At 38.3% G+C, this 11,593-nt stretch carries 8 protein-coding genes; 3 read left to right on the top strand and 5 right to left on the bottom strand.

The annotated features are described in order from the left end of the window. Positions 1 to 23 precede the first annotated feature (23 nt). On the bottom strand, positions 24 to 1,004 hold the full coding sequence (hpaD, locus tag NSQ41_RS17570) for a 3,4-dihydroxyphenylacetate 2,3-dioxygenase (RefSeq protein WP_063388855.1): 981 nt from the start codon (positions 1,002 to 1,004) through the stop codon (positions 24 to 26). A 163-nt stretch (positions 1,005 to 1,167) separates the two neighbouring features. Continuing rightward, positions 1,168 to 2,628: a 4-hydroxyphenylacetate 3-monooxygenase, oxygenase component gene (gene hpaB / locus NSQ41_RS17575; RefSeq protein WP_339210512.1), complete on the bottom strand. Its 1,461-nt coding sequence runs from the start codon at positions 2,626 to 2,628 to the stop codon at positions 1,168 to 1,170. A 156-nt stretch (positions 2,629 to 2,784) separates the two neighbouring features. On the opposite strand from hpaB, the gene NSQ41_RS17580 reads away from it, so the two are divergent. Next, the gene (locus NSQ41_RS17580; protein WP_063388857.1) at positions 2,785 to 3,705 is read left to right on the top strand and encodes a LysR family transcriptional regulator; all 921 of its coding nucleotides are present in this window, start codon (positions 2,785 to 2,787) and stop codon (positions 3,703 to 3,705) included. 204 nt (positions 3,706 to 3,909) lie between these two features. Here the strand turns inward: NSQ41_RS17580 and NSQ41_RS17585 are convergent, their stop codons facing one another. Further along, positions 3,910 to 4,350: a hypothetical protein gene (locus NSQ41_RS17585; protein WP_327848107.1), complete on the bottom strand. Its 441-nt coding sequence runs from the start codon at positions 4,348 to 4,350 to the stop codon at positions 3,910 to 3,912. A 704-nt stretch (positions 4,351 to 5,054) separates the two neighbouring features. Between NSQ41_RS17585 and NSQ41_RS17590 the strand changes: the two genes are divergently transcribed. Continuing rightward, positions 5,055 to 6,026, top strand: a complete 972-nt coding sequence (locus tag NSQ41_RS17590; protein ID WP_339210514.1) for a D-glycerate dehydrogenase — start codon at positions 5,055 to 5,057, stop codon at positions 6,024 to 6,026. A 611-nt stretch (positions 6,027 to 6,637) separates the two neighbouring features. Next, a complete protein-coding gene (locus tag NSQ41_RS17595; protein WP_063388860.1) occupies positions 6,638 to 7,930 on the top strand; it encodes an MFS transporter in 1,293 nt (430 codons plus the stop codon). Positions 7,931 to 8,352: 422 nt separating this feature from the next. Here the strand turns inward: NSQ41_RS17595 and NSQ41_RS17600 are convergent, their stop codons facing one another. Together NSQ41_RS17600 and NSQ41_RS17605 are read right to left on the bottom strand one after the other, a co-directional pair. Further along, positions 8,353 to 9,294, bottom strand: coding sequence for a DUF1861 family protein (locus NSQ41_RS17600; protein ID WP_063388861.1), 942 nt, complete (start codon positions 9,292 to 9,294; stop codon positions 8,353 to 8,355). 241 nt (positions 9,295 to 9,535) lie between these two features. Next, the gene (locus tag NSQ41_RS17605) at positions 9,536 to 10,609 is read right to left on the bottom strand and encodes a glycoside hydrolase family 130 protein (protein WP_339210516.1); all 1,074 of its coding nucleotides are present in this window, start codon (positions 10,607 to 10,609) and stop codon (positions 9,536 to 9,538) included. Positions 10,610 to 11,593 lie beyond the last annotated feature (984 nt).

Consider the following 11,593-nt stretch of genomic DNA (forward strand, 5'->3'; position numbering starts at 1 on the left):
TACCTCTCTTTTCTTACTTAAAATTAAATGACAAAATCAGGTTTTAGCTTTTGCACACTTGGTTCTTTTAGTTCAACTAACTCTCCGCTATGAATATCAAATACTTGTGATGCTTCATTAAACCAGCAGTCCGGTGCTTCATGCCCCCAAAATGTTTGGCGTCTTGGATCATTTATATCCCAGCGAATCGGCAGAAAATCCGGATCGCTTGTCAAGTAATCTCCATTGTATAATTCAATTCGATGTCCATCTGGATCACGCAAATAGAGGAAAAATGCGTTTGAAAGACCATGGCGTCCAGGGCCTCTTTCTATATTTTTCGCATATCCCATAGCCGCTAACACATCACAGGCATGAATGAGACTAAGTTGATCCGACAGCCAAAAGCCGATATGGTGAAGACGAGGGCCGTTTCCATTCATAAATGCCAAATCATGCACATTAGGTTTTCGATGCAGCCATGCAGCCCATAATTCATTATTTTCTGTTTCGGTATACTCAGAACACGCAAACCCCAGCTCTTTTACGTAAAAGTCATATGCTTTTTGTACATCCGGAACCATGCAATTAAAGTGGTCAATTCGCTGTATTCTTGCTCCTTTATATAAGTCATATCTTTGCAGCAGCCTTTCGACCGTGTCCATTCTGGCAAAAAACTCAACTGGAAGACCTGAAATATCCTGCACACGGAAAGCCCTTTCAACTGCATGCTGATTTTCTATCCATTTTGGATTCATATTTTTTTGTTGAAAATAGTCATATAATTTGTTTAAATCCTCATCGGAATAAACCTTGTAACTGATCGCTTCCACACCAGGCTGCTCTGCTTTTTTCAACACCAGGCTGTGATGATTATGTTCCTCATACCCTCTGAGATATAAATGGTTTTCATCAGCCTCTGTCACAACGAATCCTAAAGCGTTTTCATAAAAATCGCGTGAAGCCTCCAAATTTGTCACCAACAGTACCGCCCTTGCACAACGAATAATATTAAAATCTACCATCTTGAAAGTCCCTCCCTATTAAATTCCCCCGAGAATAGAAAATTTTCAGAAAAATATAGTTTGCTATAATCATATATGATATTGTATATTAAGTCAAATTCAACTCGCTATGCTGTCATGATCGCTTTCACAATTAACGTTTGGCACCTTCATTTATTGTTTGTTAAACAGTTGTTACTTTTGTAGTTCCTAAAAATTCACGAACCAAGTCTTTGAAATAATCTTTTTCGTACCCGTCAAAATAGACCATACCCATGCGGACCGGATCTCCAAAGAAATAATATTCATAATGAGTTTGACGGCTTCCAAATGCGCTCATTGTAATATCCCAAGCTAAACGGAACAACTGAACGCGCTCATATCCATCAATATTTGCTCCTTGCATCGCTCTTCTGACAATATCGCTGATTTCTTCATTATTAAAATCAGCTTCTGTCGGAATGGCCATTAATCCAGAAGCGCCAAGAATCCTTAAGATTTCCACTAAACGAGGGTAAATTCTTGGGTACCAATTTCGAGCAGCATCAAGCGCAGCAAAATCCGGCGTCATTGTTCCCCATTTATCAAGCTTTGCATTATGTTCTGCACGATATAAATGACTGCGCATTGTCTCAAGAGTCAGCATAATTTCTGTTCCTTTATCTTTTACATGCTGAAACTGTTCAATTCCAATAGCCTCCATAATTAGAAGGACAACTCCAAGGATAAATTCAGTTTTCACTACATTTTTGGCAACTACTTGATGCGACATGTGGACAACGGCATTCGTCTCACGGAAGGTTCGGTTGCAAATGGAAGAATTGCCACAGACAAATACCCGTTCCCAAGGAACGAAAACGTTTTCAAATGAAACAATAGCATCTCCTTCTTCAAATCGCGACCCGAGCGGATGATCCCAATGACTTTTTCCATAGTCAAAGGCTTCGCGGCAAATAAATTTTACGCCTGGAGTATTATTTGGAATTGCAAAAGCTAATGAATACGGGTCATCCCCTTCACTTGATTTTTTAACTGTTGAAGGAAAAACTAATATTTCATCCGTTATGCCGCCTTGCGTAGCCAACAAACGAATCCCATCAACAATAATTCCATCTTTATTTTTCTCGACTAAATGCAAGGAAACATTTGCATCCTTTTGCTCATGCTGAGCTTTAGAGCGATTAATCTGCGGATGTATAAGGGTATGTGTTAAAGAAATATCGTTTTCTCTCGCATATTCATAATATTTTCTTGCGTTCTCCGCATACATTGGATCATCTTCTGCGAACAGATCATTCGCTATTCCCATTGCCATCACTTCAGCATTTAAATAATCTGGAGACCGCCCCATCATTCCGGCGGAAGTTCGAGCCCATTCCTGTATTGCTTCGCGTCTTGCAATCAGTTCTTCTTTTGTGGTAGGCTGCATAAATGTTATACCGACTTTTTCTCCTGTTGTTGGTGAAGTATACAGCATCTTATCAGCTTTTTCATATTGAAGATCGTAAAGCTTTGCCATTGATTGAATCACATTTTTCAATGCAGGATGCTCCGTGACGTCATCAACTTTCTCCCCATGAATGTAAACGCTGCTTTTCGCTTTCTTCAAACGCTCAATATACTCTTTTCCAGTTTTTGCAGGCATCTTCATTCCCCCTTAAATAGATTTTTTCATCCACAATTCGATTTACTTTTTTGAATCTTCAAAAATAATATAACATATGATATCATATATGAAAAATATGAAAAAAATTGGTTTTGTATATAAAAAAAATATGCACCTTCACATGAGGTGATCAGATTGATTGACATTAAACAGCTGAAATATTTTGCAGCGATTGTCGAGGAAGGACAAATTACACGCGCGGCGAAAAAGCTGCATATGGCGCAGCCGCCTTTAAGTCACCAGTTGAAGCAATTGGAGGAAACGCTTGGAGTCATTTTATTAGAACGGAACGGAAAAAAACTTGAATTAACGGAATCCGGAAAAATTTTCTACAAAAAAACGAAACAGCTCCTTCATCAATTGAATGATATGATTTTGGAAGTCCAAGAAATAAACGATGGAACGAAAGGCACATTATCAATAGGATGTGTGAAATCATGCTTTTCCTATTTACCCAAAACAATGCGGAAGCTTCTTGAGAAATTCCCCAATGTCAAATTCCATTTAAGAGAAGGAGATACATTCTTAATCAGTGAATTTTTAAAAAGCAGAGAAATAGAGGTAGGGATTATACGATTGCCCATTGATACCGATGAATATCAAACAATAAAACTGCCAAGCGATCCATATGTGGCCGTCATTCCGCAGCATTGGAATTATAAACATCATTCTATTCAAATGAAAGATATAAAAGAAATGCCTTTGCTTCTTTTACACCGAATCAGCGGGAAAGGCCAGTATGAAATGGTTGTGAATGAATGCGCACGGCATGGATTTGAACCAAAAATTTTATGCGAGTGTCCTGATGTAACGATTCTTTTATCATTAGTTGCAGAAGGTGTAGGTGCAACGATTGTCCCAAAATCTGCCGTTTCCAATTTTCAAATTCCAAACATTCAAATGCTGGAAATTGAGGATTCATCCATTACAGCTGAAGCATCGATAATTTTCGAAAAAAATCGGTACCTGTCTAAAAGTGCAGCGAATTTTATTAAGATACTAAAAACTGAATATCCGATTGATGATCAGCTTGGCAGACCGCAGCCAAATAAATAAATGCACACCGAAGAGAATCTTTGTTTGGAATTTATGTCTATTATAGTGGCACAAGGACTTAAAATTGAAATCGAGAGAAGACCTCGACTTAACTAGATTAAAAGGCTGGCTTCTTTTCTCAATATTCTACGGTTGTGTTCGTAACATATTGGGCGGCGGATAGTTTTCATCAACTAAAAAGTGATGAAGAAATATATTTCCTCATCACTTCTTAAATCCTGTTGTTGCCCATGTCAATTTATATGTAACTTTCTTTTTGGTTCCTTCGTTAACGAGCTTGAATCTGTACCGATCTTTTGGTGAAAATTTCGGTGAATCGAAACGGGTTGTGCCGTTTTTGTTGGCATTGATCGTTTTGATCGTTTTCCAGCTTCCTTTATTATTTTGTTTAATTTGTATATACAGCTTAAATGTTCCTTTTGCTGCACTTGAAGCTTCAATGCGTCCGTATGAGATGGAGACATTTTTTGTGCTGCTCGTCCACTTTTCTTGATAGCTTGGCGTTTCGACATAATTGGTAAAATAGCCGCTTTTGTATTGAAAAAGAGAAAGACCTGCTGCTTTTTTCGGAGCTGCTCCAAAACTAGCAAAAGCAAAAAGTATTAAGACAACAGCTATTGCACCTATTATGAAGTTCTTTTTCATTATGAATATTCCTCCTATCCCATCAATATCCAGATTGATTATAATATGGGTGGATCATAAATGCATCCTCCGAATGAACTAACATAATTTAGTAGAATGAACCGATTTTTGAAAAATAGTATCTTTCAATCTATGAATGACAAATTGCTGCTTCTCAATCAGCACACAGAGGAAAAATTGAAGGGCATGAAATTGCCGAAAACGTATTGAAAAAAAAGCATGAAATAGTGCTAAATGTCCAGAAGTCCTGATTACGGAGAAAAGCGCTTTTAGGTTTTAAGTTGTTTTCAGCTGACAGGGGCACTAGGACATATCGCCTAGTGAGAAAATCATCCTTTCAGCAAACAGACAAACTCGTCCAAAACGTTTGAATCGCTGCGCCCATTTATAACTGTGCTCCGACAAACTTGTATTAGATGTTATGAAACTGATCCAAAAGCGGGAAAGCTCGCAGCCTGTATTATTAACGCGCCGTTAAGAGGTAAATTGCAAAATCAACAGAGGTTTTGTGGACAAGCAGCCTTGATAACCTTCTTTGTTTTCCTAGATAACAATTGGGAAAATCTCCATGCTCAAACTTTAGATCAATCAATCGCTTACTTCCATTTTTCTCACATGAAAGACACCTTTAGAATACGTGCAGCACAATTTCTTCCATAATAGATTCCGCCTTGATGTAAAATATATGTTTGGAGGATAAATACATGAAACCAAAGGTGATAGTATATAAAAAATTGCCTGAAGATATTTTAAACAGTTTGAAACAAGTATGTGAGATCAAATATTACCCCGACAGTGAAGACCATTCTATATTCTTACATGACTTACATGACGCTGAAGGGATGATTGGCGCAGGAATGCGAATCGATCAGCATTTTTTAAAGCAAGCTCCAAAATTGCGAATTGTCAGCAATATTTCCGTTGGATATGACAATTTAGACATTCAGGAATTAACGAAACGAAACATTATGGCAACCAATACACCTGATGTTTTAAATGAAACAACGGCTGATGCAATTTTTGGGCTGCTCCTTATAACAGCTAGAAGAATGGCGGAGTTAGATCGTTACGTAAAAGAAGGCAAATGGGAAGCCCCAATTGGAGAAAATTTATTTGGTGTTGACGTTCATCATAAAACACTTGGGATTATTGGCATGGGGAAAATCGGCACCGCCATTGCCAAACGAGCACATTTCGGTTTTGGCATGAACATTTTATATCATAACCGATCCCGCAATCAAAAGGCAGAGGAACAATTTCATGCCACCTATTGCGAGCTTGAGGACTTACTAAAACAATCAGACTTTGTCTGCCTTATGACGCCGTTAACATCAGAAACAAAGCATTTAATCGGGCTAAAACAATTTCAATTGATGAAACGAAGCGCCATTTTCATCAACGGTTCAAGGGGCCAGACCGTCAACGAAAAAGACCTTATTTACGCGCTCCAAAACAAACTCATTTTAGGTGCCGGGCTTGATGTATTTGAACAAGAACCTGTCCCGAAAGATCACCCTCTGTTAAAAATGAATAATGTCGTCACATTACCGCATATCGGCTCAGCAACTTATGAAACGCGGTATGCAATGGCAAAACTGGCGGCGGAAAATTTAATAAAGGGGCTGAAAGGATTATGTCCGCCCAATTTAATAAATCAAGAAGTGATGCGAAAGTGAATTGCTAATTTCAAACATTGACCATCGGAAACACTCCTTTCCAAAAAATCTTTTCAAAGAAAAAAGCGTTCTCCACGGAGGCGCTTTTTTTCTTTGAAAACATAAAATGTGAGTCCTTAAACTGCTGCTTGCTGAAACCCGGATAAATAATGATTCATTCAAGCCGTTCTAAGTTCAGCCTTTAGCTCCAGGCTGAGGAGGCTCGCACTCTTTTTGCAATGAGCTGCTTTTTCTGTTATATTTCATTCGCTGCTGATGATTGTGCTGAAATAATCAAATCGTTTTCTTAAAGCATTCAGCAGTCATGGATGCTAGTTTTTATTTGCAGATCGGACGTTGGATGATCTGCTTTTTTTTACGTATTTAGTTAAATAATTCGTGAAATGGAATTTCTTTAAAAAGATACTTTTTACAAAAATGTCATTTATGTTAATATAAAAAAAGATATTTCTATTTTCCGGTCATCAGATGACCCGTTTATCTGTTGTCAGAAAATTTAATAAAATGAAAGGAGGCGGACAAAGCTCTAAATGAACTGAAAGCTTCGTGAAAATGAAAGCGTTTAAACAATTCGATTTTATAACGAAAAATTTAAAGAAGGGGAGAAAGCCATGGTCAAGGGTAAATGGAAAATATTGATTGCCAGTTTAGTAGGAAGTGCGATTGAATGGTTTGACTACTTTCTTTATGGAACAGTTGCATCATTAGTTTTTAACCAATTGTTTTTTGTTAATGAAGACCCTACAGTCGGATTATTAATTGCCTATACTTCTTTTGCTTTAGCGTTTTTCCTCAGACCTGTTGGCGGAATTATTTTCAGCCATATTGGCGACAGGTTAGGAAGAAAGAAAACATTGGTTTTAACCCTTAGCTTAATGGGAATTGCCACATTTGGCATGGGGGTAATGCCTACGTATCAAGTGATCGGAATTTGGGCTCCTATCTTTTTGACTCTGTTGCGTTTCATACAAGGTTTAGCTCTTGGCGGAGAATGGGGAGGCTCTGTTTTACTAGCTGTTGAATATGCTTCAAAAAATAATAGAGGTTTTTTTGGAAGTGTACCTCAAATGGGAATTTCTTTAGGATTGATTTTAGGCACCCTTGCCCTTTCAATTATGTCACTTTTGCCGCATGATCAATTTATGTCATGGGGCTGGCGTGTTCCATTTCTGTTAAGTGCATTGCTTGTAATTTTCGGGCTGTGGATTAGAAAAGGAATTGATGAGACGCCTGCCTTTAAAAAAGCTCAACAAGAAGGAGAGGTTGCTAAAATTCCATTGGTAGACACTCTTCGCTACCATTGGAAAGAGGTTTTAATTGCGATGGGTGCAAAAGTCGTGGAAACTGCACCGTTTTATATATTTGGTACGTTTATTGTATCGTATGCTACTTCAACTTTGAATTTTGATAATACAGATGCATTAAATGCTGTACTGATAGGCTCTATCGTAGCTACAATCGTCATTCCGCTCGTCGGAAGCTTATCAGATCGAATCGGACGAAAAACGATTTATATTAGCGGAATTATACTCACTATTTTATATGCGTTCCCATATTTTTGGATGCTTCAACAAAATTCGGTGTTTTTATTAATTTTAGCAACGGTGATCGGCCTAGGCGTTATTTGGGGATCTGTGAATGCAGTTCTCGGCACAATGATTTCAGAAATTTTTTCGGCCAAAGTTCGATATACGGGAATATCTCTAGGCTATCAGCTTGGGGCTGCAGTTGCCGGAGGGACCGCACCGTTAATTGCAACCGCTTTATTAGTGGAATTTAACAATTCCTACATTCCTGTTGCCATTTATATTATTTTCGCTGCATTGATCAGCTTCATAGCTATTTGGTCTGTAAAAGATGGAGCGAATAGAGAGCTGAATGATAAAGTACAAATAAAGGCTTAAGAAAATTACAAAGCCCAGATTATTCCATTCCATGTGGATAATCTGGGCTTTATTTCTCACCATACTTGGGGTTGTTAATATAAAAATGAATAATTTTTCCATTAATAGGTATAAAAAAGCGAAAACTCTAGTATCGTAATTGTTGACTAGACAAACCAGTTTATCAAATCTATTCTGCCATTACCATCTTTTTTATGGTTTCTATGCCTTCTGATGAAGTGCCTGCTGTTTTTCCAACCCAAGCAGCACCTCCATGCATTCTTTGTCCCATTTGCTTTTGGAAAAAATAAAATAAAACTCATCAAAAAGGGGGGATGGATACCGAAACAACGAACATCTTTTCTTTCGTATCCGCCTAGAAACGGGAAGGAAATTTGTCACCCCCGCCTTTTGATAATGAACCTTTTATTTTGCAATCTTCCTTATTTTTCATACTTCACAAACGGATCAGCAATGGTAATTTTTTGCGCTTCTGCATCGCTGGTGCCTACATATAGATCAGCTGTTCCATCCCCTTTTCTGATTAAACCGCCGCTGAAAACTACATTGACAAGGTCAGGCCGCTTGGCAGCGCCTTTCAAAAAATGGGATCTCGTTGCAATGAGTTCCATATCAGAAAATTTCATTGTATCAGGATCTAATACAAACACCATCGGATAATAATGGCGGTTCCCTTGTTCATCTTTGCTTGCTATATGTCCGAGCACACCAATCAGACCGTTAGAAAGCAAATGCAGTTCGTTTGCTCCTCCCCATTCTTCATCCGTAAATTGGCCCTCTAAAAGCGTGGCTTTTTCGAGATTTTCGGGATTAAGATCATCAAGAGTCGGTATTCGGATAAACCCAATTTTGCCGAGACCGCCTTTCTCGCCTTGAGGCCTTGTCAACACTCCAATTGATCCGTCTTTTAATTCAATCACTCTGATATCCTTCATGCCTTCAGGACCTTTAGCGAATTTTTCTAAATCTGCAATATTTTTCCCTTTATAAAAAAGCGTTCTCCACCAAAGTGAGCTTTTAAAAGTGGGATGCGGAAAAATTTCAACTCCGCCAAAAACTAAATCTCCGCCAATTCTCGTCACGAACGGATCCTGCAGCTGAAATTTCGGCGCTCCTTCTTTCGGAATCCACTTTCCATCCCGATTTACAAAGAAATATACTTCTGAATGCTCGCTGTTTCGAGGCTCTACTCTACCTGCTATGACAAGTTCCCCATCATCTAAAAACGGCGCCGAGATATTATATACGTCCCTATTTCCTACACCTTTGAAAATTAACTTTTGTGGATTGATCGGCTGAGGAGCATTTTCAAATTCTTTTAGCAGCTTAGCGCTTGACTTAATGCCCGTTTTCTCCAACCGCACAAAAGCTCCCTCCACACTTTTGCATTTCTGTTTCTAGCAAAGACTTTCTGATGTTTTATCATATTCAATTCCAATGATGCTTGACAATGATGTGTAACGGGGGAAAAATATTTTACAAATGGATTCATCATATTATTTACCTTTTCAAAAGAATTCTTTTAATTATTTTACATAACAAAAGTATTTCGTCAATTATATCATTTACAAAGATCAGCAAATTATTTATATGCCCTGCCCTATTTCAAACAAAACATTTGCAAAGTTTTTCCATTATTTCTTCAAGAGGAATTTCCGCACCTGCAATCGATTGATCCGATGCACCATAATAAATCCGAACTGTACCATTTTCCGCCAAAGCTCCGCATGTAAATACAACTTGACCGAAGAATCCGTTCATTTCATAATCCGCTTCAGGCTTTAAAATGGGTTCCTCCGTCTTAGCTAACATTCTCCCAGGATCATTCAAGTCTAGAAGCAGAGCACCTAAAGAATAGCAGTCGTTTTGATCAGCGCCATGATAAATAGCCAACCAGCCTCTATCGGTTTTAAACGGAACTGCTCCCCCGCCAATGCGGCAGCTGTCCCATCCTTTTTCGCTAAGACTAAGCAAATGCCGATGATTTCCCCAATATAAAAGATTGTCCGATTCAGCAATCCATATTTCAGGTCTGCCGATTCCTTTCGGTACAGGTCGATGCAGCGCATAGTACTTGCCATTAATTTTTTCAGGAAAAATGGCCACATCTTTGTTTTCAGGATGAAAAATTAACCCTAGCCGCCTGCATGTTTTAAAATCAGTTGTTGAGGCAAGCCCCACTCCAATGCCTTCAGGCGACACTGCGCTGTACTGAATGTAAAAAGATACACCAATCTTAGTAATTCTTGGGTCTTCAATTCCCCATGCTTCACGTTCAGTTTCCGGATACATGAAAGGTTTATCATCAATGGTGAAATTCCGTCCGTCTTTGCTGCGGGCAAGCCGAAAATAAGATAAAGATGTGACATAGGCAGCTCTATGCATGGAATCACTGTAAAAAATCATTCTTGGGTCAGAAAAATCATATCTTTTGTCATTTTTTTGCAATTCCATCTCTTTCAGCTTTCCTTTTCCTGAAGAAAAATCGATATAAGAAATTTTCACGACATTTGGATCAGTACAGACAGGACGCTCAGCAACGCGCAGCAATAAAAGCACTTCGCCGTTCAACTGGGCAACACCAGCATTAAAAACTCCTATTACTTCATGTCCACGGTGAAAAGGTTTTACATCGTCCGGAGCAATCAGTGGATTTTCTGGAAAACGAAAAACTTTCACAACCAATGCCTCCTGTTTTAAAAAAATCTAGGAAGTTTTTTGAATTGCCATGTTATTTTTCTTCAATGTCCCCTTTTCAATTCCTGTTACCAATTGTGATCGAATGTTAAACAATCCATGATCAACGTTTGAATTATCTATCCAAAGAACATCTCATTTATACAGCGTCGCTAATATAAATATTCAAAATAAAAATCAAGGTTGATATGGCAATTTTCAATCAAAGGTAAGAGTTAAAGCATGAAATCCAACTGTCCAAAAATCCACAAACACCTCTTGAATGGATTGGAAAGGCAAAACGCAGCACTTATGTATTGAAAGATGAGCCATTATTTTTATGGTGACAAAACAAACGAAAGATTGACATACTGCATAATGACAGGGATGGCTATCAAGGGGTGTACAGAGCAAATTCAAACAAAATTCTCTATATAAAAATGACAGTCCGATGGGTTCCTAAAATGAAGGATTGGGGAGAAATACTACTGTAAAGGACAAAAATAATCGAATAAAATTTGTAAATGTCCTTCATAGAGGCAATGAAGTCCAACAAGAAGCAATTGTATGTGCTGAATGTCCATCATAAAACTTTTGAAGAACGTAATTCAGAAAGAGAACATCAGAAAAATCCTTCATAAGACTTCTGAAGGATTAAACAAGATAGGAAAAAATGGTTTGTCCGATAAATCCCTAAAATGAAGGAGCGCCAAAAAGTCAGTTAACTTGGGCACCTCTCCAACGGAATATTTTGACTGTACCAAATGAATGGCTCCAAAAAGTCAGTTAACCCTGACTTTTTGGACAGCCCTACCATCATTTTAAGCGTCTATTCATTTCGATTTTTCCACCTTAGTCTGTCTTAAAATCGTTTGGCAGACAAGGAACTGATCTTTAGGGAAGATGCGAATCGAACCAAAAAAGTTCATGAGCGGACGAGGCCAGTGACGCTGGATGAAAGCATTCGCCGACAGTCTGAATGTCCCC

Source organism: Aeribacillus sp. FSL K6-8210, from assembly GCF_037963925.1.
In the GTDB taxonomy this organism is placed as follows: Bacteria; Bacillota; Bacilli; order Bacillales; family Aeribacillaceae; genus Aeribacillus; species Aeribacillus composti.